This is a genomic window from Acidovorax sp. 99, assembly GCF_003096455.1.
In the GTDB taxonomy this organism is placed as follows: Bacteria; Pseudomonadota; Gammaproteobacteria; order Burkholderiales; family Burkholderiaceae_C; genus Acidovorax; species Acidovorax delafieldii.
Genome location: NZ_QEKU01000001.1, coordinates 727,443 through 751,313, shown reverse-complemented (window position 1 = coordinate 751,313; position 23,871 = coordinate 727,443). Strand labels below are relative to the sequence as shown.

The window sequence follows — 23,871 nt, the reverse complement described above, 5'->3', positions numbered from 1 at the left end:
TTTTGGTCGCTAATTGGGGTTAACCCTTTGAATTGGCTGGGTAAGAGGCCATGAAGAGGAGGCTCATTCCATATCGAAGGCTTCGCGCAAAGCGGTACAGAAGTCGCTGCTGCCACTGAGGGTGAGGGTCAGCGTGGTGCGCGGCGGCGCGGCACTGCCTGTGGTCATGTGCAGTTGCCCCGTCGCATCGTCAAAGGACAAGGTCAAGGGGCTCTGCACCTCTTGCACGCCGTGCAGGTCATAGTGCCACGCGCCGCCGTCTTCCTGCGGTGCGCAGGCGCCGGGCCAGTGTGCATGCGCCCAGGCCAGCACGGCAGCGATCTCGTTCTGCAAGGCAGGCAGTTGCGCGGGCAAGACGCTGGCCATGGCATCCAGGGTGCCGTTGCCGTCAGCGTCTTCGCTGTAGTCAAAGTCGAGGTAGTTCAGTTGCATGGTGAGAGCAGGTTATGAATGTGTCGGGAGTTGCTGCGCGATGGCTCAAGCCCAGGTCCGGCCCAGGGCCTGCGCGGCTTCTCCCAGCCGGGGCACCAGTTGCAGCGCCCGCCCCAGCGGCATGCGGGCAGAGGGTGCCTGCAGTGCCACGGCGCTGCGCACCTGGCGCCGCCCACCGGCCAACACGGGCACGGCCACACAGACGAGGCCGTCCACAAACTCCTCGGCGTCCGTGGCATAGCCTTGCCGCAGGATCTGCTCCAGCTCGGCTTCCAGGGCGGCGCGGTCGGTCAGGGTGGTGGCCGTGTGGCGGGTGAGGGGCAGGCCGTCCAGGATGGCCGCCCGGCGTGCGGACGACAGGTGGGCCAGAAACAGCTTGCCGCTGGCCGAGCAGTGGATGGGCACGCGGGTGCCGGGCCGTAGCTCCATGCGCAGCGGAAAGGCTGACTCCACCCGGTCCAGGTAGATCACTTCAGCGCCGCTCAACGCCGTGAGGTTGCAGCTTTCTCCAATGTCCGCCACCAGTTGCCGCAGCACAGCGTGGCGCACTCCATGCTGGGTGCCCGCGCTCAGCGTGCTTTCGGCCAGGCGCAGCAGACGTGGTGCGGGGGGTGTAGCGCCGCCCGTCTGGCTCGCGCGCCAGCAGGCCACCGGCCTCCAGCTGGCCCAGCATGCGGTGCACGCTGGGCTTGGGCCAGCCGGTGGCCTCGATGGCATCGCCCAGGCTGAAGGGCTGGCCCTGGGCACACATCGTTTCCAGCAGTTCAAACAGGCGCAGGCTGGGCGGTGTGTTGGTCATAAATCTCGGAATTCGAGACGAATTCATAAAACATTTCGGGATTATTCAGCATTGTGGCTAAGCTGCAAACCCAATTCACCGGGAGCTTCATGACCGCCTTTTTCCAGAACGTAGTGCTCACCGGCGCCTGTGGCGGGCTGGGCCAGGCGCTGGCGCGCGAGCTGATCGGCCAGGGCGCCGCCGTGGCGCTGGTGGGCCTGAGCCGGCCCGTGCTGGAGACCCTGGCCGCGCTGGCGCCAGAGCGCTGCGCCGTCTACACGCCCGATGTGGCCGACACCACCGCCATGCAGGCCATGGCCGCCGACTGGATGGGCCGCTGGGGAACGCCTGACCTCGTCATCGCCAATGCCGGGGTGGCCGGGGGTTTTGACTCCGCCCAGGCCGACGACCTGGCCGTGATGCGGCGCATGCTGGAGATCAACCTGCTGGGCGCCGCCACCACCTTCCAGCCCTTTGTGTCGGCCCTGCGCGCGCAGCGGCGCGGCGCGCTGGTGGGGGTGGCCAGCATTGCGGGCTGGCGGGGCATGCCGGGCAATGGCGCGTACTGCGCCAGCAAGGGCGGGCTCATCCGTTACCTGGAGAGTCTGCGTGCCGAGCTGCGCGGCGATTCCATCGTTGTGAGCACGGTCAGCCCTGGCTACCTGCGCACCGCGCTCACGGCAGGCAACCGTTTTGCCATGCCCGGCCTGATGGAGCCCGAGGACGCCGCGCGTGCCCTGCTGGCCGCTGTGGCCCGGGGGCGCGCCCACATCGTGCTGCCCGCGCGCATCGGTTGGCTGGCGCGCCTGTTGAACCTGTTGCCTGATGCCCTGCACGACCGGCTGCTGCTGGGCCAGCCGCGCAAGCCGCGCGTGGGCGAGGCGGGGGCCACCGCCATTCCGGGGCTGCCCGTGCGCGCAGACAAGAACATCGACACCTGAGAGAGAAAAAAGCGAATGACGACAACAACAACGATGACGGAGACAAGCCCTTCGACGCCGCTCGCACAGGACATGCGCGGCCACATCGCCCTCATCGGCGCCGGCCCCAGCGGGCTAGCTGCGGCGCGCAATCTGCAGAAGCTGGGCGTGCCTTTTCAGGGCTTTGAAGCACATACCGATGTGGGTGGTTTGTGGAACATCGACAACCCGCGCAGCACGGTCTACGAATCGGCGCACCTGATCTCCAGCAAGCACACCACCGAGTTCACCGAGTTCCCCATGCGCCCCGAAGTGGCCGACTATCCGAGCCACCGGGACATGCGCCAGTATTTCTTCGACTTTGCAGAGCACTTTGGCCTGCGCCAGCACTTCTGGTTTGGCACTCGCGTGCTCCGGGTCGAACCGGTGGGGGAGGGCGCTGCGCCGCTGTGGCGCGTGACGTGGACGCAGCACGGTGGGCCAGCGCAAACGGCAGAGTTCAAGGGCGTGGTGATTGCCAACGGCACGCTGGCCGAACCCAGCATGCCGCGCTTTGAGGGGCACTTTAACGGGGAGCTGCTGCACACCAGCGCCTACAAGAGCGCCGAGCTGTTCAAAGGCAAGCGCGTGCTGGTGGTGGGCGCGGGCAACTCGGGCTGCGACATTGCGGTGGACGCGGTGCACTACGCGCGCAGCGTGGACATCTCGGTGCGGCGCGGCTACTACTTCGTGCCCAAATATGTGTTCGGCAAGCCCGCAGACACGCTGGGCGGCAAGTTCAAGATGCCGCCCTGGCTCAAGCAAAAGGTGGACAGCGTGGTGCTGCAATGGTTCACTGGCGACCCTGCGCGCTTTGGCCTGCCCAAGCCCGACTACAAGATGTACGAGTCGCACCCGGTGGTCAACTCGCTGGTGCTGCACCACCTGGGCCATGGCGATATTCACGTCAAGCCCGACATCGCGCGTTTTGAAGGCCATACGGTGCACTTCAAGGACGGCAGCGCGCAGGACTATGACCTGGTGCTCTGTGCCACGGGCTACAAGCTGCACTACCCCTTCATCGACCACAGCCTGCTCAACTGGCAGGGCACGGCGCCGCAGCTTTACCTCAACATCCTGTCCCCCCGTTTCGACAACCTGGCCGTGATGGGCATGATCGAGGCCAGTGGTATCGGCTGGCAGGGCCGCTATGAACAAGCGGAGCTGGTGGCGCGCTTTTTCAAGGCGCAGGCCGAGGGATCGCCGCGCGCCGAGGCGCTACGACAGGCCAAGGCCGGGCCGCCGCCCGATCTGTCGGGTGGCTTCAAGTACCTCCAGCTCGAACGCATGGCGTATTACGTGCACAAGGACACCTACCGCAACGCGGTGCGCGCTGCCGCAGCAGCCCTCGCCAGAAAGGACTGACGCCATGCTGCCTGTGGACGAAATACGCCTCAACTTCAACCCCGCGTCGCTGGTGGTGCTCAATGTGGTGCTGGGTTTTCTCATGTTCGGCATTGCGCTGGACACGCGCGTGGCGGACTTCAAGCGCGTGCTGCGCATGCCCGGTGCCATGGCGGTGGGCATTGCCGCGCAATTCATCGTGCTGCCTGCGGTGACCTTTGTGCTCATGCTGCTGCTCAAGCCCGGGCCCAGCATCGCGCTGGGCATGATTCTGGTCGCCTGCTGCCCGCCCGGCAATGTGAGCAACATCCTCACGCACCGCGCGGGAGGCAATGTGGCGCTGTCGGTGTCGATGACGGCCATCTCCAACGCGCTGGCCATCGTGCTCATGCCGCTCAACTTCGCGTTCTGGGGCGGCATGCACCCCACGGCGGCGCCGCTGCTGCGCAGCATTGCGCTTGACCCGTTGGAGATGGCGGGTCACATCGTGGTGATCATCGGGCTGCCTTTTGTGCTGGGCATCCTGTGCGCAGAAAAGCTGCCGCGCTTCACACAGCGCGTGAACAAGCCCGTGCGCGTCCTCAGCTTTCTGTGTCTCATCGGTTTCATCGTGGGCGCGGTGGCGGGCAACTGGCGTTACTTTCTGGACTACGTGGGCCTGGTGCTGCTGGCCGTAGCGTTGCACGATGCGCTCGCCTTCGGCACCGGCTACGCCTGCGCAAGGCTCAGCGGCTTGCCGGACTACGACCGGCGCGCGGTGAGCATCGAGGTGGGTATCCGCAATGCCGGCCTGGGCCTCGTGCTGATCTTCAGCTTCTTTGGCGGGCTAGGCGGTATGGCCGTGGTGGCGGGCGTGTGGGGGTTCTGGGACATCATCGCGGGGCTGGCGCTGGCAGGCTGGTGGGGGCGCAGGCCCGCCGAACTACCGGCGGCCGATGCCCGCAAGGAGCAGCGCACATGACCAGCATGGGGTGGATAAGCCGCCGCATTCTGGTCACGGGCGCCGACGGTTTTCTGGGCCGCAGCGTGGTGGCTGCACTGGCGCGTGAAGGGGTCGGGACCATTGTGGCGACCGACGTGCGAGATGTGCCCGTCGAGCGCCGCCTGCCCGGTGTGACCTACCGGGTCCAAGACGTGCGCGACCCCGGTCTGGCGCAGACGCTGGCAGACACCGCCATCGACAGCGTGGTGCACTTGGCGTCCATCGTCACCCCTGGCAAGGGTTCAAGCCGCGAGTTTGAATATTCGGTGGACGTGCTGGGCAGCCAGAACGTGCTGGATGCCTGTGTGGCCACCGGCGTGACGCAGTTGGTCGTCAGCTCCAGCGGTGCGGCCTATGGCTACCACGCCGACAACCCCGCGTGGCTAAGTGAGACGGATGCGCTGCGGGGCAACGAGGTCTTTGCCTATTCGCACCACAAGCGGCTAGTGGAAGAGATTCTGGCGCAATACCGCACGCAGCACCCGGCGCTGGCGCAGACGGTGCTGCGCATCGGCACCATCCTGGGCGAGCGGGTGGACAACCAGATCACCGCCTTGTTTGAAAAGCCGCGCCTGCTCGCCATCCGGGGCAGCGAGAGCCCGTTCGTGTTCATCTGGGACGAAGACGTGACTGGTGCCATCCTGCATGCGCTGCGCACGCAGCGGGCGGGCTGTTTCAACCTGGCGGGCGACGGTGCCTTGCCCTTGCGCGAGATCGCCCAGCGCTTGGGCAAGCCCGTGCTGGAGCTACCTGCAGGGCTGCTGCGCACCGCGCTGGCCGTGGGCTCCGCGCTCGGCGTGAGCCGCTACGGCCGCGAGCAGCTCGACTTTCTGCGCTACCGGCCCGTGTTGCTGAACACTGCACTCAAGGAGGTGCTGGGCTATGTGCCGGGCAAGACCAGCGCGCAGGCGTTTGAGGCCTTCGTCGCTGCCCGGGCGCTGCAGGGCCGCCCCATAGCTGCGGGCGTGTCCGTGGCGGCCGCATGAGTACGCCAGCGGCCTTGAGCCGTGGCGACCTGTTGCGTGCCCTGGCGGTGGTGGTCATCTGGGGGCTGAACTTTGTGGTGATGAAGCTCGGCCTGCAGGGCCTGAGTCCCATGTTGCTGGGAGCGCTGCGCTTTACGGCGGCATCGCTGCCCTTTTTGTTGTTCGTACCGCGTCCGGCCTTGCCCTGGCACTTTGTGGTGGGCTACGGGATGGCGCAGGGGCTGGGGCAGTTCGGCTTTCTGTTTCTGGGGCTGCAGCTGGGCATGACGGCGGGCATGGCGTCGGTGGTGATGCAGACCCAGGCGTTCTTCACTTTGCTGCTGGCCGCGCCATTGCTGGGAGCGCGTGCCAAGCCCTGGCAGTGGGGGGGCTTGTTGCTGGCGTTCGGCGGCTTGATGACCATCGGCCTCGCGCATGGTGAGGGGCCGGGCCAGATGACGCTGGCGGGGTTTGTGCTCACCCTTGGCGCAGCATTCATGTGGGCGGTGTCCAATCTGGTGGCGCGCCGCGCGGCACAGGCCGGGGCGTATGCGCCGTTTCCCTTCATCGTGTGGAGCAGTGTGGTGCCCATTGGGCCGTTCTTTGCGCTGGCGTTCTGGAGCGAGGGCTCCACCGCCGTGTGGGCACAGCTGCAGTCTTTGAACGGCACCGGGTTGCTGGCCGTGGCCTACCTGGCCTTCTTGGCCACGCTGCTGGCCTACACGCTGTGGACGCAGCTGCTGCAACGCCATGCGGCGGGGCGGGTCACGCCGTTCTCGCTGCTGGTGCCGGTGGTGGGGCTGTGGGCGGCTTATGCCTTTCTGGGTGAAACCCCGGCGCCTCTGCAGTGGTTGGGCGCAGCCGCAGTGCTCTGCGGGCTGGTGGTGAACCAGGTGGGAGGCTTGTGGTGGGCCCGGCGTGCGGCAGCTTCCTAGAATGTTCGCTTTCCGCATCGAGGAGACAGGGTGGCTGAGAGCGTGTTTTTGTGGGTGAAGGGGTTGCGGTTTGCGTACCCGGAGTGTGCTGTGCTGGACAACCTGTCGCTGGCCTGGCCCCCGGGCCTGGCTCTGGTGCGGGGTGATGAAAGCACCGGCAAGACCACGTTGCTGCGTCTGCTGGCTGGCGAGCTGACGGCGCAGGCTGGCAGCATCACGCTGCAAGGGGTGGACCTGAACCTGGCCGCCAAGCCCTCGGCACCACGGGTCTTCTGGGCGGACCCGCGATCCAGCGAGTGGGACCGGCTCACTGCCAGGGGTTGGCTCGACAGCCTGCCCGCGCGCTACCCCCAGTGGGATGCGGCAGCCCTGGTGGAACATATCAACGGGTTCAGTCTGCACGAGCACCTGGACAAGCCCTTTTACGCCCTGTCTACCGGCAGCAAGCGCAAGGTGCTCATGGCAGGGGCCTTGGCCTCGAATGCACCGCTGACCTTGATCGACGAGCCTGTGGGCGGGCTGGACAAGCCCTCCATTCGCTATCTGGCGCAGGCCCTGGCATCCCAAGCGGCCAGACCAGACCGCCTGACCGTGGTGGCACATTACGAAGCCCTGCCCGATGTGCCCTGGGGCTCGGTGCTGGATCTGTAAGAACCTGTTCTAAGGCGTTATGAGGTGGTAGAGGGCGCCTTGGGGGCATGTGCCCTGGGGTCGGCCGTGTAGGCAGGGTCTGCCGTAGACTGCGGTGCTGACCGTTTCCCCTCACACACGCCTCACCCTGCAAGGACCGTCCCATGGATGCGCTGCTATTTGTTCCGGTTGCCATCGCCATCTCGCTCACCCCGGGGCCCAACAACTTCTGTGGCCTCAACAACGGCATCCGCGCAGGCGTGGGCCCCGCGATGATCGCCACGGTGGGCCGGGCAGCGGCGTTCGCGATCTTTCTGACGGTGTCTGCGGTGGGGCTGGGGGCGATGCTGCTGGCGTCCGAAGCGGCGTTCACGGCGGTGAAGTGGGTGGGTGCTGCCTACCTGTTCTGGCTGGGCTGGAAGGCCTGGCACAGCCGCGAGTTCAGCGGCCTGGCGCTGGAGGATGCACCTGGCAGTGGCCAGGCATCGGGTCAACAGGCCCAGTTCCATCTGCGTGCTCTCATTGCGCAGGAGTTTTTGCTGGGCATCACCAACCCCAAGGCGATCATCCTGTTCGCGGCGATCTTTCCGCAGTTCATCGACCCCGCGCAGCCTGCCGCGCGCCAGTTTCTGGTGCTGGGCTCCATCTATCTGGGCAGCGAATTCGTCTCGACGGCCGTGTACGCCAGCTTCGGGCGCCAGATCCGCCGCTTCATCCGCACCTCGCGCGGTGTGGCCCGCCTGAACAAGGCCACCGGCGGTTTCTTCATGGGTGCTGGCGGCCTTCTGCTGGCCACCAACCGCTGATTGCTGCCCCCTGGCGGGGCTGAGCCGATACATCGGTAAACCCCGCCCAAAGCGCGCGTAAATCCCCGGTAAAGGGTACCCGCCGGGCGGTAGCCCCGGGGGGTGCGCTGGCTACCATACCCGTTCGCTCATTCGTCGTTGCGCCCCACCATGCCCCTGAACCGTTCGTTGACCCGTCCACAGAGGCCCGCAAGATTGCAGTCCGGCAAGCTGCGCTGGATCTCCGCGTTGTTACTGGCCTCCGTGGCGCTGGCTGCGGTGGGAGGTGGTGTCTGGTGGTGGAAGCAGCGCCAGGATGCAGCGGCCGCGGCCAGCGCTGGCGGTGCCGCCACGGGGCCCAACGCGGCGCGCAAGCCCGGCAGTGGGCCCGGGCGCTTTGGCGGCGGCAACGTACAGCCCGTGTCGGTAGGCACCGTGCAGCGGGGCGATGTGCGGGTGGTGGTGAGCGCCATCGGCACCATGAGCGCCCGCGCCACCGCCGTGGTGCGCGCCAAGGTCGGCGGCGAGCTGACGTCGGTGCGCTTCAAGGAAGGTGACGAGGTGCGTGCAGGCCAGGTGCTGGCCGAGATCGATGCGCGCAGCTACCAGGCGGCGCTGTCGCAGGCCCAGGGCACGCTGCAGCGTGACCAGGCGCTGCTCAAGAATGCACAGCTCGACCTCAAGCGTTATCAGGACCTGCTGGCGCGCGACTCCATCGCCAGCCAGCAGGTAGACACCCAGGCCGCACTGGTGCGGCAGCTGGAAGGCACCGTGGCCTCGGAACAGGCGCAGGTGGACGCCGCGCGCCTGCAACTGAGCTACACCCAGGTCACCGCACCATTTGCCGGCCGCCTGGGCTTGCGCCAGGCCGACCGGGGCAACGTGGTGGGGCCGAGCGACGCGAACGGCATCGTCACCATCAACCAGGTGCGGCCCATCGATGCAGCGTTCTCCGTGCCCGAGGCGCACCTGCCCCAGATGCGTCGCCGCATGGCCGCAGGCGAAGAGCTGAGCGTGGAGCTGTGGGACCGCGACAGCCGCCGCCAGCTGGCCAAGGGCCGTGTGGTGGCGCTGGACAACGCCATCGACAGCGCCACCGGCACCATCAAGGTCAAGGCCGCTTTTGCCAATGAAGACGGCGCCCTGTACCCCAACCAGTTTGTCAACGTGCGCTTGCAGGTCAACCTGCTCCAGGGCGTGCTGACCGTACCGGCCACGGCCGTGCAGAACAACTATGTCTACCTGGTGCAGGAAGACAGCACCGTGACCCAGCGCCGCATCCGCGTGGGCGTGACCGATGGCGACCGTGTGAGCGTCGAAGGCGAGCTGCGCGAGGGCGAGCAGGTGGTCACGGACGGCATCGACCGCCTGCGCGAAGGCGCCAAGGTCGCCGTCATCGATGCCGGTGCCGTCACCCGCGCCGACCAGGCGGCCCAGGACCAGGCCGCGCAGCGCCGCGCCTTCATGGCATCCCTGCCCCCCGATGTGCGTGAAAAGCTGCAGAAGATGAGCCCCGAAGAGCGTCGCGCCTTCTTGCGCGAGCGGCGAGCGCAGATGGGCGCGAGCGGCGCAGCGGCTCCAGCGTCGGCGGCGTCTGCTGCAGCCCCTTCGGCGTCGGGTGTGGGTGCTCCCGCCGCTGCCCCGGCGCCCACCCCGCAGGCCTCTGCTGCGCCACAACAGCAGCGCAGCGAAGCACCACCCAGAGCAGCTGCACCGCCCGCCGCCCCCGCAGCGCCTGCAGACCGTAGCTCTGAACCTCCGCGGGGCATCCCTCCGCAGGTGAAGGCACTGCTGGACCAGATGCCCGCCGACGAGCGCGCCCGCGTGATGGCAATGCCGCAGGAGGAGCGCCGCGCCTACATCCGCGAGCGGCTGCAACAGCAGCCGCCGTCCCAGGGTGGCGCAGCCAGCCCGGCGCGCTGAGCGCAGCGGCACCCCGGTTTCTCCCCTGCCTGTCTTGCCAGCGCACCCGCCGCCATGAACCTGTCGCGCCTTTTCATCCTGCGCCCCATCGCCACCGCGCTGCTGATGGTGGCGATCCTGATCGCGGGGCTGATGGCCTACCGGCTGCTGCCCACCTCGGCCCTGCCTGAGGTGGACTACCCCACTATCCAGGTCACCACGCTGTACCCGGGCGCCAGCCCGGACGTGATGACCTCCAACGTCACGGCCCCGCTGGAGCGGCAGTTCGGCCAGATGCCGGGGCTGTCGCAAATGTCGTCCACCAGCTCGGGCGGGGCTTCGGTGATCACGCTGCGTTTTGCGCTCGACATGGCGCTGGACGTGGCCGAGCAGCAGGTGCAGGCGGCCATCAACGCGGGCAGCAACCTGCTGCCCAGCGACCTGCCCATGCCGCCCCTGTACAGCAAGGTCAACCCCGCCGATGCGCCCATCCTCACGCTGGCCATCACCTCGCCCTCGCTGCCCGTGATCCGCGTGAACGACCTGGTGGAGAACCGCCTGGCACCCAAACTCTCGCAGGTGCAGGGCGTGGGCCTGGTGGCGATTGCGGGCGGTCGCCGCCCGGCTGTGCGCATCCAGGCCAACCCCACGGCATTGGCGCAACTGGGCCTCACGCTGGAGGACGTGCGCACCTCCATTGCGGCCGCCAACGTCAAACAGGCGAAGGGCGGCTTCGACGGCCCGGCCCGTGCCTCCACCATCGATGCCAACGACCAGCTGCAGTCGGCGGCCGAATACCGTGACCTCATCATCGCCTTCAAGAATGGCGCCCCCGTGCGCCTGAAGGACGTCGCCGAAACGGTGGACGATGCCGAGAACACCCGCCTCGCCGCCTGGGCGGGCACGGCAGACACCGGGGCCAAACCCGGCGTGATCCTCAACATCCGCCGCCAGCCCGGCGCCAACGTGATCGACACGGTGGACCGCATCAAGGCCCTGCTGCCGCAGCTGCAAAGCACCTTGCCTGCGTCGCTGGATGTGCAGGTGCTGACCGACCGCACGGTGACGGTGCGCGCCTCGGTGCGCGACATGCAGGTGGAGCTGGGCCTGGCCGTGCTGTTGGTGGTGGCGGTGATCTTTGTCTTCCTGCGCAGCCCGTCGGCCACGCTGATCCCGAGCGTGGCCGTGCCGCTGTCGCTCATCGGCACCTGTGGGGTGATGTACCTCGCGGGGTTCTCCATCAACAACCTCACGCTGATGGCGCTGACCATCTCCACCGGCTTTGTGGTGGACGATGCCATCGTGATGATCGAGAACATTGCCCGCTATGTGGAAGAGGGCGAGGCACCCCTCGCGGCTGCGCTCAAGGGCTCGCAGCAGATCGGCTTCACCATCATCTCGCTCACCATCTCGCTGATCGCCGTGCTGATCCCGCTGCTGTTCATGGGCGATGTGGTGGGCCGGCTTTTCCACGAGTTCGCGATCACGCTGGCCGTGTCCATCCTGATCTCGGCCGTGGTGTCGCTCACGCTCACCCCCATGCTGTGCGCGCGCCTGCTGCGCCACACGCCCGAGGAGAGTCACGGCCGCCTGTACCGCGCCACGGGGCATTTTTTTGATCGCACCATCGCAGGCTATGGCCGCATGTTGGGCTGGGTGCTGAACCACCGAGGAACCACCTGGCTGGTGTTTGCGGCCACGCTGGCGCTCACCGTGGTGCTGTATCTGTTCATCCCCAAGGGCTTCTTTCCGGTGCAGGACACCGGCACGCTGCAGGCCACCACCGAGGCCGACCAGTCGATCTCGTTTGCCGGCATGGCCGAGCGCCAGCAGGCCGTGGCCGAACGGCTGCTGCAAGACCCCGCCGTGCGCAGCGTATCGTCGTTCATCGGCGTCGACGGCGCCAACACCACGCTCAACACCGGCCGCCTGCTGATCGACCTGCAGCCGCATGCACAGCGTGACAAGGCCAGTGTGGTGCAGCAGCGCCTGGCCGAGCGCGTGCAGAACCTGCCGGGCATCCGCCTGTTCATCCAGCCCGTGCAGGACCTGACCATTGAAGACCGGGTGGCGCGCACGCAGTACCAGTGGCTGCTGTCATCGCCCGACATGCAGCAGCTGACCACCAGCACCACCGAGCTGCTGCGCCGCCTGCGCGCCTTGCCCGAGCTGACGGATGTGGCCAGCGACCTGCAGGACCAGGGCCGCCAGGCCTATGTGCAGATCGACCGCGCCCAGGCCAGCCGGCTGGGTGTGACGGTGGCTGGCATTGACGCGGCGCTGTACAACGCCTTTGGCCAGCGGCTGATCTCGACCATCTTCACCCAGTCCAACCAGTACCGCGTGGTGCTGGAGGTGGCGCCGCAGTTCAAGGTGGGGCCCGAGGCGCTGCAGAGCATCTATGTGCCCTCCAGCGTGGGGGCGCCGGTGCCGCTGTCGTCGGTGGCGCGCATCGAGGAGCGCAACATGCCCCTGGTGGTCAACCACGTGGGCCAGTTGCCCGCCGCCACCATTTCGTTCAACACCGCGCCGGGGGTGTCGTTGGGCAACGCTGTGGCGGCCATCGAGCGCGAGAAGGCCGCCGTGCAGGCCGAGGGGCAGTTGCCGCTGTCGGTGGAGACGAGCTTCCAGGGCGCGGCGCTGGCGTTCCAGGCGTCGCTGTCGAACACGCTGCTGCTGATTCTGGCGGCGGTGGTCACCATGTACATCGTGCTGGGCGTGCTGTACGAGAGCACGGTGCACCCGGTCACGATCTTGTCCACGCTGCCCTCGGCTGGGGTGGGGGCGTTGCTGGCGCTGATGGCGGCGCGGTTGGACCTGGACATCATTGCCATCATCGGCATCGTGCTGCTGATCGGCATCGTGAAGAAGAACGCGATCATGATGATCGACTTTGCGCTGGAGGCGCAGCGGGACGAGGGCCTGAGTGCGCGCGATGCGATTTATCAGGCGTGTCTGCTGCGGTTCCGGCCCATCTTGATGACGACGTTGGCGGCCTTGCTGGGGGCGTTGCCGATGATGCTGGGGACGGGGGTGGGCAGCGAGTTGCGGCATCCGCTGGGGGTGACGATGGTGGGCGGTCTGATCCTGAGTCAGTTGCTCACGCTGTTCACGACCCCGGTGATTTACCTGACGTTTGAGGGGTGGGCGCAGCGGTGGCGTGGGCGGCAGGGTGAGGTGGCGTGATGGCGTTCGTGAACGTCGCTTGGTCGCTGGCCGTCCGGGCTGAGCCTGTTGAAGGTTTGGCGCGCTGGTTTGACAAGCGTGCTTGGGTTCAGGGCGGAGGCCGGGAGTCGCCCGGCGTGCGAGTAACTTTCTTTTGCTTCGCCAAAAGAAAGTCACCAAAGAAAAGGCGACCCCCAGTCTGCGACCCCTTCGCGTTGCGAAGGGGCAAACCTGCGGTGGGGCGGTTGCGGGGTGCGCCGTGGAACTCGCTTTGCGCTGCGCGCGCCGCTCAGACAGCCACGGCGAGTCAGAGCACGAAGCACGCGCGCTTCGACGCGCATGCCACCCCACAACCGCCCCGCCGCAGGCGCAGCCAGCAGGGGTGGGACAGCCGAACAGCCGAACAGCCAATATCCATTCGGGCCTTTGCTTCGCTCGGCCTCGTCTTGCGGGCGCAAGCGCCACGCGCTGCGCAAACTGGGCCGAGCGAAGCAAAGGCCCGTGTGGATGTTCTGCTCCCCTTGCCCCTGTGGATGCGCCGAGGAGCGCAGGGTCTGGCGGATCAGGGCTCGCGTGTGTCTGAGCGACGCGCAGCGGCGCGAGTTGAGCGAGACCCCGCCAAACCCGAGCACCGCAGGTTGCCCCGGAGCGAAGCGCAGGGGACGCAGACAGTGGGGTCGCCTTTCTTTTGGGTACTTTTCTTTGGCGAAGCAAAGAAAAGTACCTCGCACGCCGGGCGACTCCCGGCCTCCGCCCTCAACAAAGGCACGCGGCTCAGTCAGCGCACGCAACAAAACGCTACAAAATCAATAGCTACCAGCGCATATCCCACTAGCGCACCCAGCCAAAAACACCCAAAAACCACCCGGAGAGCCCACCCATGAGCCTCTCCACCCCCTTCATCCACCGCCCCATCGGCACCATGCTCCTCACCCTGGGCCTGGCCCTGGCGGGCGCGGTGTCGTTCTTCCTGCTGCCCGTGGCGCCGCTGCCGCAGGTGGACTACCCCACCATCTCGGTCAGCGCTAGCCTGCCCGGTGCCAGCCCCGACACCATGGCCGCCACCGTCGCCACGCCGCTGGAGCGGTCGCTGGGCGCCATCGCAGGCGTCACCGAGATCACCTCGCGCTCCATCCTGGGCAGCACCTCCATCACGCTGCAGTTCGACCTGGACCGCAACGTGGACAGCGCCGCGCGCGATGTGCAGGCCGCCATCAACGCCGCGCGCACGCTGCTGCCCACGGGCATGCCCAGCAACCCGACCTACCGCAAGGTCAACCCGGCCGACTCGCCCATCATGATCCTGGCGCTCACGTCGGACCTGCTCACCCGCGGGCAGATGTACGACGCGGCCTCCACCGTGCTGGCGCAAAAGCTCTCGCAGGTCGAGGGTGTGGGCCAGGCCACGGTGAGCGGCGGCGCGCTGCCCGCCGTGCGGGTGGAGCTGGACCCGGTGCGGCTGGCCTCCAACGGCATCTCGCTGGAACAGGTGCGCAGCGCCATCGCCAGCACCAACGCCAACCGCCCGCTGGGCGCGGTGGAGCGGGAAGACCACTACTGGCAAGTGGCCACCAACGACCAGGCCCGCGTGGCGGCCGACTATGCGCCCCTGGTGCTGCGCTGGAAGAACGGGCAGGCCGTGCGTTTGCAAGACGTGGCCGACGTGGTGGACTCGGTGCAGGACGTGCGCAACTTCGGCGTGGCCAATGGCAAGCCGGCGGTACTGCTGCAGGTGTACAAGCAGCCCGGCGCCAACATCCTCGAAGCCGTGGAGCGCGTGCGCTCGCTGCTGCCCGCGCTGCAGGCCTCCATCCCGGCGGCCATCGACATTGAGGTGGTGTCCGACCGCACGCCCACGCTGCGCGCTTCGGTCAAAGAGGTGGAACGTGCGCTGCTGATTGCCGTGGCGCTGGTGGTGCTGGTGGTGTTCCTGTTCTTGCGCAACGGGCGTGCCACGCTCATCCCCAGCGTGGCGGTGCCGGTGTCGCTGGCAGGCACGTTTGGCGTGATGTACCTGGCAGGCTACACGCTCGACAATCTCTCGCTGATGGCGCTCACGGTGGCCACGGGCTTTGTGGTGGACGACGCCATCGTGGTGCTGGAGAACATCATGCGCCACATGGAGCGGGGTAAGACCGCGCTGCGGGCGTCGCTCGACGGTGCGCGCGAGATCGGCTTCACGGTGGTGTCGATGAGCATCTCGCTGATTGCGGTGTTCGTGCCCATCTTGTTCATGGGCGGCATTGTGGGGCGGTTTTTCCGCGAGTTCGCCATCGTCATGTCCTCGGCCATCCTGGTGTCGATGGTGGTGTCGCTCACCACCACGCCCATGATGTGTGCCGCGCTGCTCAAGCCCCACAGCCCGGCCCCGGCGCGGCGCAGGGGCTGGGCGGCAGCCTTCAGCCACCGAATCGGTCGCTGCGTGGACCGCATGCAGGTGCGGGGCATGCGCCTATACCGCCGCAGCCTGGCCTGGTGCCTGCGCCACCAGCCCGTGGCCTTGCTGGTGCTGGCGTGTGTGGTGGGGCTCAACGTGACCCTCTACACCGCCATCGACAAGGGCTTCATGCCCGAGCAGGACACCGGGCGCATCTCGGGCTTCATCCGCGCCGACCAGGCCACGTCCTACCAGGCCATGGAGCAGCGGCTGCAGCGTTTCCTGTCCATCGTGCAGGCCGACCCGGCCGTGGAGCATGTGACCGGCTTCACAGGCGGCTGGCAGCGCAATGCGGCGCAGATGTTCATGACCCTCAAGCGCGGGCCGGGGCAGGAGAGCTCGGAGACCGTGATAACGCGGCTGCGCGAGCAGCTCAAGAACGAGCCGGGCGCGCGCCTGTTCCTGGTGCCGCAGCGCGACATCCGCATTGGTGGGCGGCAGAGCGGTGCATCCTTCGACTACACCCTGCAGGCCGACGACATTGGCGACCTGCGCACCTGGGAGCCGCGCATCCGCCAGGTGCTGAGCCAGCTGCCCGAGCTGGAGGACGTGAACAGCGACGTGCAGGACTTTGGCCTGCAGACCTCGCTGGTCATCGACCGTGATGCGGTCACGCGTCTGGGCCTGACCATGGCACAGATCGACGCCACGCTGAACAACGCCTTCGGCCAGCGCCAGGTGGGCGTGATCTACAACCCGCTCAACCAGTACCGCGTGGTGATGGAGGCCGCGCCGCGCTACCTGCAGAACCCCGAGACGCTGCGGGGCTTCTTCTTCGTCAACAGCCAGGGGCAGCAGATTCCGCTCACGGCGTTTGCGCGCATCACCACCACCAACACACCGCTATCAGTCAACCACGACCGGGGCACGCCCGCCAGCAGCATCAGCTTCAGCCTGGCGCCGGGGGTGTCGCTGTCGCAGGCCACCGAGGCGGTGAACAACGCGGTGGCTGAGCTGGGCGTGCCGGTGTCGGTGCGCGGTTCGTTCAGCGGTACGGCGGGGGCGTTTCAGGACGCACTGGCGGGCCAGCCGCTGCTGATCCTGGCGGCCATCATCACCATCTATCTGGTGCTGGGCATGTTGTACGAGAGCCTGGTGCACCCCATCACCATCCTGTCCACGCTGCCGTCTGCGGGTGTGGGCGCGTTGCTGGCGCTCATGCTGTTCAAGACGGAGTTCTCGCTCATCGCACTCATTGGCGTGATCCTGCTGATCGGCATCGTGAAGAAGAACGCGATCATGATGATCGACTTTGCCCTCACGCGGCAACGCCAGCAGGGCGAGCCGGGCCGGGCGCCCGTCACCGCAGCGCAGGCCATCTACCGCGCCTGCAACCTGCGGTTGCGCCCCATTTTGATGACCACCGTGGCCGCCATCTTCGGAGCCCTGCCACTGGCCCTGGGGCGGGGTGATGGTGCTGAGCTGCGCCAGCCGCTGGGCATTGCGATTGTGGGCGGCCTGCTGGTGAGCCAGTGGCTCACGCTTTACACCACGCCGGTGGTCTATGTGGCGCTTGACCGGCTGCGTGCGCGCGTGCTGCGGGCGGTGGGGCGGCGCCGCAAGCCAGCGGGCGCCGCGCCTGCGGCCCCGGTGGTATTGCAAGGAAACGACGGATGACCTCTTTCACTTTTTCACGTCGGGTCGCCTGGCCTGCGCTGGTGGTCAGCGGCCTGTGGCTGGTGGGCTGCGCGCAGACGCCGCCGTACGAGCGGCCCACCATGGACATTCCGGCTGCCTACAAAGAGCAAGCCGCCGCCCAGGCCCAGGGCATCTGGAAGCCCGCGCAGCCGCAGGCCTCCACCGCCTTGCCCGAGACCTGGTGGACCGTGTACGGCGACGCCGTGCTGGACCGCCTGCAGCAGCAGGCCGATGCCAACAGCCCCACCCTGGCGCAAAGCGCCGCCCGCCTGCGCGCGGCCCAGGCGGCCGTGACCAGCAGTGGCGCAGCGGCCTTGCCCACCGTGGGGGCCAATGCCAGCAGCAGTCGTGCCCGCAGCGGCACGCAGCTGAGCAATCAGGGCGATGGCAGCAGCACCGCGCGCATCAGCACCAGCCATTCGCTGGGCCTCACCGCCAGCTGGGAGCTGGACCTGTGGGGCCGCATCTCCGCCGGGGTGAGTGCCGCGCAGGCCAGCGCACAGGCCAGCGCCGACGACCTGGCCGCTGCGCGCTTGTCGCTGCAGGCGGCCGTGGCGCAGACGTATTTTTCACTGCGTGCGGCCGAGGCCCAGGCTGCGCTGCTGGGCGAGACGCTCAAGGCCTACGACCGCAGCTGGGAGCTGACGCGCAACCGCCAGGCGGCGGGTGTGGCCTCCAGCGCCGATGTAGCGCAGGCCGAGGCGCAGTACAAGTCCACCCAGGTGCAGCTGCTGGAGGCCCAAACCACGCGCAGCCAGCTGGAGCACGCGCTGGCCGCGCTGCTGGGGCAGGCGCCTGCCGCCTTTGCGCTGGAGCCCACCGCCACGTTGCCCGCACCGGCCGATGTGCCCCAAGCCCTGCCGTCCGACCTGCTGCAGCGGCGACCGGATATCGCTGCTGCCGAACGCCGCGTGGCGGCGGCCAACGCGCAGATTGGCGTGGCGCGCGCGGCGTATTTCCCCACGCTCACGCTGTCGGCAGCGGGCGGATACCGGGGGGCGCCGCTGGCGGATCTGTTCAGCGCGCCCAACCTGTTCTGGTCGCTGGGGCCGGCGCTGGCGGCGTCGATCTTTGACGGCGGCGCGCGCAGTGCGGCGGTAGAGACGGCCCGTGCCAACCACGCGCAGGTCACGGCCGCCTACCGCCAGACGGTGCTGACCGCGCTGCAGGAGGTGGAGGACAACCTCACGGCCGCCGCTGCGCTGGCGCAGGAGGAGCAGCTGCAGCGCGAGGCCACCGCCGCCGCCCAGCGTGCGCTGGACGTGGTGGAGAACCAGTACCGTGCGGGCACCGTGGGCTACCTGAACGTGCTGGCGGCCCAGACCACCGTGCTGTCATCGCAGCGGAGCCTGATCGACGTAAAAAGCCGCCGCCTGACGGCCGTGAACGCGCTGCTGAAGAACGTGGCCGGGCGCTGGGAGGCGCTGCCGCCCGCTTGACGCCCGCGTCAAGTCCACGTCAGGCCCGCTTGAACTGCGGGCGCAGCTACATCGCCTTGAACAGGTGCGCGTAGAGGCGGCTCACCGGCAGCCGCTCAGGCCGCCCGCGCAGGCTCAGGTGCTGCTTGCCCGCCTCGTCGCGCGTGACGGTGGCAATGGCCGTGGCGCGCACCAGGGTGCTGCGGTGCACCTGCCAGAACTCCTGCGGGTCGAGCTGCTCGATCAGCTCCTTGAGCGCGGTGCGGATCAGGTATTCACGCTCGGCGGTGAGCACGCGCACGTACTTGTCGGCCGCCTCGAAATACACCACCTCTGCCACCGGCACCATGTGGATCTGCGTGCCGTGGCTGGCCTGGATCACGCTCAGCCGCGTTGCGGCAGTGGCAGGCGCGGCGGCGGGTGCAGTGCCCACGCCGGGCGCGCCCAGCAGCGCGCGCAGCTGGGCCATGGTGGCTTCGAGTTCGGGCGAGGGCAACGCTGTCGAAGGTGCAGCGGGTGGTGCACCGGTTGCCGCAGCGGCTGATGCGCGCTGGGCCAGCACGCCCTGCACCTTGGCCACGGTGCGGGCCAGCCGGTCGGCCTGGATGGGCTTGAGCAGGTAGTCCACCGCTTGGGCTTCAAACGCCTGTACAGCGTACTGGTCGTAGGCCGTGGCAAACACCAGCGCCGGAAAGGGCTGGTCATCCGGCCATGCATCGGCCAGCTCGGCGGCCGCCTCGATGCCGCTCTGGCCGGGCATGCGGATGTCGAAGAACAGCACGTCCGGCCGCAAGGCCAGCGCCTGCCGCACGGCCGAGCGGCCGTCGCCCACCACGGCCACCACTTGCAGCTCCGGCCACGCGCGGGTCAGGTCCTGCTGCAGGGCGGCGGCCAGCAGCGGTTCATCTTCGGCAATCAGGGCGCGTGAGACGGGCTCTGTCATGGTGTGACGGCAGATTTCAAGGGAAAAGTGACGGTAGCGCTAGTACCGTTTGGCTGAATAGCTATCAATTCAAGAGCGCCTGCGGGGCCGTGCAGCGTGGCCAGGCGTTCGCGCACCTGGGCCAGGCCAAAGCTCTGGCCGGGGCCTGGGGTGGGCAGGGTGGCGGGTAGGCCCGCCCCGGTGTCTTGGACCTCGATGACCAGCAATGGGCCGTGGGGGCTCTCCTGGGTGCTTGCACGCACGGTGATGTGGCCGCCTTCCACCTGGGGCTCCAGCCCGTGGCGGATGGCGTTCTCCACCAGCGGCTGCAGCAGCAGGGGTGGCACCGGCACATCGCGCAGGGCATCGGGCAGGTCCAGGGTGTAGGCCAGGCGCTGCCCCATGCGCACGGCCATCAGCTCCAGGTAGTCGTGCAGGCGCTCAAACTCTAGCGCCAGCGGGTGCTGGGTGCTGCGCGATGCGCTGAGCGTGGCGCGCAGGTAGGCAATCATGCGGTCCAGCATGTGCTGCGCCCGGGCCGGGTCGGTGCCGATGAGCACGCGCAGGTTGGCCAGGGTGTTGAACAGCATGTGGGGTTCCAGCTGGGTCTCCAGCAGCTTCAGGCGCGATTCGCTGGCGTGCATGCGCGCCTCGGCCATCTTGCTTTCCAGGTAGGCCGACTTGTTGACGGCGTAGAAGTAGAACGTGCCCACCAGCCCGGCAATGGCCGTGATGAGGATGGACGTGCGCTGGTCTGCACCGGAGATCAACGCCCCCGGCGGGTAGAAGTGAAAGTAGTGCACGCATAGCGCGTCGGCCAGCAAGGTGCCCGCCAGGTAACCCACGACGATGCCCACCAGGACCAGCGCAATGCCCTGCCAGCCGTGTGGCCAGCCCGTTTCGGCGGCGGACGGTATCAACTCCCGCCCGAGGTCGATGATGGCCCAGGTGAAGGTGCCGATCAGCACCGAATACACCACGGGCGGCCCATAGGGCTTGTCGGGCATGAACGTGCACTGGATGGTGGCCACGACCAGTGTGAAGGCCACCACCTGCAGGTAGTGCCGCAGCTTGCTGACCCCGTTGAACTCGTGGCGCAGCTTCATGGCCGGTCTTGGCGGCGCTGCAGGGCCTCGCGCTCGCGCTGCACCATGCGCTCGCGCAGGCCGCTGCCAGTGCCCAGCAAAAACACCGACACCCCATGCAGCACCAGCCCCAGCCCCCAGCCCAGCAGCGGGTACACCGACCACGGGCGGGTGCCAAACGCATAGCGCGACATGGCAAAGATGAGGGCGTTGACCAGCACGAAGGCCAGTGCATGCACGTACCAGCCCAGCTTGGCGTTGGCGCGGCGGCGGGCCAGCGCATCCAGTTCTTGGGGGCTCAAAGGGGTGGACATGGGGCGATGCGGTGGTTGGTGCGGGGGAAGGGCGGTAGCATCAGAATTCTAGGGGCGGTGCGTTAGTCGGCTGACATGCTTGTCATGCCGGGCAGTTCAGCCGGGCCACGGTGGCCACGGCCTGCGCATCCAGCGTCAGCCCGATGTGGTTCACCCCCGGCACCAGGGTGACAGGCACGGGCTTGCCTGCCTTGGCAAACAGGTCGGCAAAGCGGTCGGCATAGAAAAGCTCGTCGTCCTGCCCGGCCACGATGCAGACCGCGCCCCGGGCATTGCGGATGTCGACCTGGTAGTCGTCGTGAGGGCGGAAGTTGGTGGCCACGGTATAGGAGTAGAGGGGCGTGAGCATCTCACGGGCCACATCGTTCAGCGCGAAGCGCAACACGGGCAGGTGGTTCCAGCGGGTGATGCCGAACTGGTTGAGCAGGGTGAGTGCAATGATCCGGGGCAGTCCCACCGAAGCCCAGCGGCCGCTGTCCGGTCGTGATGTGGGGGCGTTGTGGTGCAGGAAGGGCGCTAGCAGTACATAGCGGTCAAACAGGCTCTGTCGCGCGCTGCCCGCGAAACGCAGCGCAAACCCGCCGCCTGCGGAGAAACCCATCAGCGTTTGCGGGCCCGTGTGGGGCACAGCGCGCAAAAAGTCCTCGACGTCGTCTTCCATCTGCCCGATATAGGCGGCCTGGCCCCGGGTGCCGGAGGCTCCGTGCCCCCGCATGTCCAGGGAGGCCACGGCATAGCCTTCTGCGGCCAGAGCCTGCGCCAGCGTATGGTTCGACTGCCCGCGCGCGGACGACCCATGCACCAGCACCACCCGGCGCTGAGGGGCATCGAGCACTGTCCCGGCGGGGCGGTAGCTGTGCCAGGCCAGCGAAGTGCCATCGCGCGCCGTGTAGTGCTGTGCGGGAGGTACGTCGCGGGAGTCCACGCCCTTGAAAGGGTCGTTGATGCTGGCCAGCGGTGAAACGTGCGGTGGGCCGCCCCATGCAATGGCGGCGGCCAGAGCAGCAGTGCCGACGAGCAGGGTCAGGAAGATGGTCAGGAACATGGGTGTGATGCGGCGACGTCGCAGGGTAGCGGGCTGAACCATTGTGCCGGGCAGTCTGGGTGAAGTGGTGGAGATGAGCTGCTTGCGAATGCCTGCCCGAAGGCATGGTTCAAGGTGCTGCAGGCACCAGTTGCGGCGCATGCTGTGTTGGCTGCGGTTGCAGGTGCTGCATAAAAAAGGCAACGATCCGTGCATCCACCTGCGGCAGCACGCTGCGGTCAAAGCCGGGCGGGTCGCCCAGCAGCTCACGGGTCAGGTCGTTCATGCGGTCCAGGGGCGGCATGGGCGACAGCATGATGCCGTGGCTGCCGTCCTGAAGGTCGGCAATGTGCGTGCAGCGGTCCTGGCACGCGGCCAGCACGGCGCTGCTGTGAAAGCGTGGAATCTGGTTGACGTCCTTGCCCGCAGTGATGAGCCCCAGCGCGATGCGGGGGGTAGTCAGGCTGTCCATGTCGAAGTCGGCCGCAAACGGCACCACGGCCACCGTGGCCGCCACGCGCGGGTCGGTGTGTGCATGCAGCGTCTCGTCGCCAAAGCGGTGGCGGATGATGGTGATGGCCACGGCCTTCTTGATGCTGTCCAGCCAGTTGCCGTGCAGGCGGGTGGTGAAGCCGACGCAGGACGAAAAATCCTCCGCCAGATGGGCCTCGCAGTGCTGCTTGAAGCGGGCGGGAGACCATTGCCCTCCGGCAAACACCAGGGCGGTGTGGCCCCCGGCCGAACCACCGAACACGCCCACCTTGTCCAGCGCCAGCAGCGGCGCCAGGCGCGCATCCTGTGCGACGGCATCCACCGCGCGGGAGACCTCGGCGGGGCGGCGCTTCCAGCTCTCCGGGCCGGGGGTGGAGTGGTCTTTGTAGTTGTCGCCGGCATGCTCGGGCAGGGCCACCACGAACCCGGCCTGCACCAGTGCGCGGGCCAGGTCGGTGTGCACCCAGGGGCTGCCGCCCGAGCCGTGCGACACCACCACCAGACGGCCGTTACCCGCCACGGGTGTGCCCTGCCAGGCCAGCTGCAGCGCAAAAGGGCCGCGCTGCACGGGCTGGTCGGCCTCTTGTGCCGGATAGAACACCGTGACGGGGCCGTCGCCCTGTTGCCCGGGCAACTCTGCGAGACCCACGCCTGCATGGGCGGGGCTGGCTGTGATGACGGCTGCGGCCAGCAAGGCCAGGCACCAGGCCATCCAGGTTTTTGTCATGGCCGTGTTTTTGTTGGGAGGAGTCATCATCAGCCGATCAGCGGGGGGGTTGCGCAGCAGCCAGTCGGTCGCGTTCCGCCTGCACCATGCGCTCGTGCAGGTCGCTGCCACCCGCAAGAACGAACACCACCACGCCATGGATGGCCAGGCCGATGCCCCAGCCCAGGGCCGGGAACACCGCCCAGTGCCGCCCGCTGCCCACCGACAGTGCGACCAGCAGCAGATTGACGAGCAGGTACACGCTGGTATGGATGTACCAGCCCATTTTGGCCCCGGCACGGCGGCGTGCCAGACGTTCGAGGGGGTCGGTAGTGAAGGTGTGGTTGCGCATTGGGGGCTCCTGTGCTGAGGGATCGTTACGGGGGGATCAGGCGGTGGCGGGTGATGTGGCCAAGGGGGCGCTGCGTTGCACCAGCTTCCACAGCCGCAGCGCGCGGGCCGCAAACAGACCGTTGAACACGCCATACAGCGCAGCGATCTGCAGTGCAAAGCCGCTGTCGCGTGCCAGGGCGGGTTGCAGGGCCAGCTCCACACCCACGAGGTATTTGGTGAGGAAGATGCCCAGGATCAGGGCCAGCGGCATGGCGCTGCCCGGAATGTAGAAGCAGCGTGACTTGCTTTCGTACAGCGTGCCCTGGGGCGCTGCAGGTTGCAGCCACAGTGCCACGCTGGCGATGAACACGGCGGCCACCAGCCAGGCGGCCACCGGCAGCAAGGCCTGGCCAGCGCCGCCAAAGGCCGAGGCGATGCCATACACCGACAGGCCGGTCATCGCCACCGGCATGACCATGGCCCGCACCAGGCTCACGTTGCGGGCCAGCAGCTGGCTGCCGCCCAGCCAGAGCAGACCGGCCAGCAGGGCCCAGACCCAGTAGGGCGTGTTTTCGATGATGCGACCCAGCATCTGGGGTTGTTGGACAAGGAGGTTGAGCAGCAT

21 protein-coding genes are annotated in these 23,871 nt (G+C 67.7%); 11 read left to right on the top strand and 10 right to left on the bottom strand.

Annotation, left to right across the window (positions count from 1 at the left end; all coding sequences use genetic code 11):
- Window positions 1-63 precede the first annotated feature (63 nt).
- From C8C95_RS03550 to C8C95_RS24050, 3 genes are read right to left on the bottom strand one after another with little or no spacing between them, the layout of a single operon-like run.
- Window positions 64-432, bottom strand: a complete 369-nt coding sequence (locus C8C95_RS03550) for a hypothetical protein (protein ID WP_056066989.1) — start codon at window positions 430-432, stop codon at window positions 64-66.
- 45 nt (window positions 433-477) lie between these two features.
- Window positions 478-969, bottom strand: a complete 492-nt coding sequence (locus tag C8C95_RS03545) for an IclR family transcriptional regulator (protein ID WP_347707481.1) — start codon at window positions 967-969, stop codon at window positions 478-480.
- Window positions 905-1,231: a helix-turn-helix domain-containing protein gene (locus C8C95_RS24050; RefSeq protein WP_347707480.1), complete on the bottom strand. Its 327-nt coding sequence runs from the start codon at window positions 1,229-1,231 to the stop codon at window positions 905-907. Before C8C95_RS24050 ends, C8C95_RS03545 begins: the two co-directional genes overlap by 65 nt.
- A gap of 89 nt (window positions 1,232-1,320) precedes the next feature.
- On the opposite strand from C8C95_RS24050, the gene C8C95_RS03540 reads away from it, so the two are divergent.
- The 11 genes from C8C95_RS03540 (at window position 1,321) to C8C95_RS03485 (ending at window position 18,391) form a co-directional block, all read left to right on the top strand.
- Window positions 1,321-2,151, top strand: coding sequence for an SDR family oxidoreductase (locus C8C95_RS03540; RefSeq protein ID WP_116747673.1), 831 nt, complete (start codon window positions 1,321-1,323; stop codon window positions 2,149-2,151).
- A gap of 33 nt (window positions 2,152-2,184) precedes the next feature.
- Complete coding sequence (locus tag C8C95_RS03535; protein ID WP_116747672.1) at window positions 2,185-3,534, top strand: NAD(P)-binding domain-containing protein; 1,350 nt, start codon at window positions 2,185-2,187, stop codon at window positions 3,532-3,534.
- Between the two features lie 4 nt (window positions 3,535-3,538).
- Entirely contained in the window at window positions 3,539-4,474 is a 936-nt protein-coding gene (locus tag C8C95_RS03530) for a bile acid:sodium symporter family protein (protein ID WP_116747671.1), read from the top strand.
- Window positions 4,471-5,481 carry an SDR family oxidoreductase gene (locus tag C8C95_RS03525; RefSeq protein WP_116747670.1) on the top strand — a complete coding sequence of 337 codons (1,011 nt, stop codon included), beginning with the start codon at window positions 4,471-4,473 and terminating at the stop codon, window positions 5,479-5,481. The genes C8C95_RS03530 and C8C95_RS03525 overlap by 4 nt, the downstream gene beginning before the upstream one ends.
- Window positions 5,478-6,395, top strand: a complete 918-nt coding sequence (locus C8C95_RS03520; RefSeq protein WP_116747669.1) for an EamA family transporter — start codon at window positions 5,478-5,480, stop codon at window positions 6,393-6,395. The genes C8C95_RS03525 and C8C95_RS03520 overlap by 4 nt, the downstream gene beginning before the upstream one ends.
- 30 nt (window positions 6,396-6,425) lie before the next feature.
- Entirely contained in the window at window positions 6,426-7,046 is a 621-nt protein-coding gene (locus C8C95_RS03515; protein WP_116747668.1) for an ABC transporter ATP-binding protein, read from the top strand.
- Between the two features lie 143 nt (window positions 7,047-7,189).
- The gene (locus tag C8C95_RS03510; protein WP_116747667.1) at window positions 7,190-7,831 is read left to right on the top strand and encodes a LysE family transporter; all 642 of its coding nucleotides are present in this window, start codon (window positions 7,190-7,192) and stop codon (window positions 7,829-7,831) included.
- Window positions 7,832-7,981: 150 nt separating this feature from the next.
- On the top strand, window positions 7,982-9,733 hold the full coding sequence (locus C8C95_RS03505) for an efflux RND transporter periplasmic adaptor subunit (protein ID WP_116747666.1): 1,752 nt from the start codon (window positions 7,982-7,984) through the stop codon (window positions 9,731-9,733).
- Between the two features lie 54 nt (window positions 9,734-9,787).
- A complete protein-coding gene (locus tag C8C95_RS03500) occupies window positions 9,788-12,898 on the top strand; it encodes an MdtB/MuxB family multidrug efflux RND transporter permease subunit (protein ID WP_116747665.1) in 3,111 nt (1,036 codons plus the stop codon).
- An 859-nt stretch (window positions 12,899-13,757) separates the two neighbouring features.
- Window positions 13,758-16,931, top strand: a complete 3,174-nt coding sequence (locus C8C95_RS03490) for an efflux RND transporter permease subunit (RefSeq protein WP_116747663.1) — start codon at window positions 13,758-13,760, stop codon at window positions 16,929-16,931.
- Entirely contained in the window at window positions 16,928-18,391 is a 1,464-nt protein-coding gene (locus tag C8C95_RS03485) for an efflux transporter outer membrane subunit (RefSeq protein ID WP_116747662.1), read from the top strand. Before C8C95_RS03490 ends, C8C95_RS03485 begins: the two co-directional genes overlap by 4 nt.
- A 46-nt stretch (window positions 18,392-18,437) precedes the next feature.
- Here C8C95_RS03485 and C8C95_RS03480 read toward each other — a convergent pair whose 3' ends face one another.
- The 7 genes from C8C95_RS03480 to C8C95_RS03450 form a co-directional block, all read right to left on the bottom strand.
- Window positions 18,438-19,313: a LytTR family DNA-binding domain-containing protein gene (locus tag C8C95_RS03480; protein ID WP_116747661.1), complete on the bottom strand. Its 876-nt coding sequence runs from the start codon at window positions 19,311-19,313 to the stop codon at window positions 18,438-18,440.
- On the bottom strand, window positions 19,310-20,398 hold the full coding sequence (locus C8C95_RS03475; RefSeq protein ID WP_116747660.1) for a histidine kinase: 1,089 nt from the start codon (window positions 20,396-20,398) through the stop codon (window positions 19,310-19,312). Before C8C95_RS03475 ends, C8C95_RS03480 begins: the two co-directional genes overlap by 4 nt.
- Window positions 20,395-20,691, bottom strand: coding sequence for a 2TM domain-containing protein (locus C8C95_RS03470; RefSeq protein WP_116747659.1), 297 nt, complete (start codon window positions 20,689-20,691; stop codon window positions 20,395-20,397). The genes C8C95_RS03475 and C8C95_RS03470 overlap by 4 nt, the downstream gene beginning before the upstream one ends.
- Before the next feature lie 82 nt (window positions 20,692-20,773).
- Window positions 20,774-21,736 carry an alpha/beta hydrolase gene (locus C8C95_RS03465; protein ID WP_243415620.1) on the bottom strand — a complete coding sequence of 321 codons (963 nt, stop codon included), beginning with the start codon at window positions 21,734-21,736 and terminating at the stop codon, window positions 20,774-20,776.
- 109 nt (window positions 21,737-21,845) lie between these two features.
- Window positions 21,846-22,919 (bottom strand): dienelactone hydrolase, encoded by a 1,074-nt coding sequence (locus C8C95_RS03460; protein ID WP_116747657.1) that lies wholly within the window; start codon window positions 22,917-22,919, stop codon window positions 21,846-21,848.
- Window positions 22,920-22,971: 52 nt separating this feature from the next.
- The gene (locus C8C95_RS03455) at window positions 22,972-23,265 is read right to left on the bottom strand and encodes a 2TM domain-containing protein (protein ID WP_116747656.1); all 294 of its coding nucleotides are present in this window, start codon (window positions 23,263-23,265) and stop codon (window positions 22,972-22,974) included.
- 36 nt (window positions 23,266-23,301) lie between these two features.
- A complete protein-coding gene (locus C8C95_RS03450) occupies window positions 23,302-23,871 on the bottom strand; it encodes a DUF6622 family protein (protein ID WP_116747655.1) in 570 nt (189 codons plus the stop codon).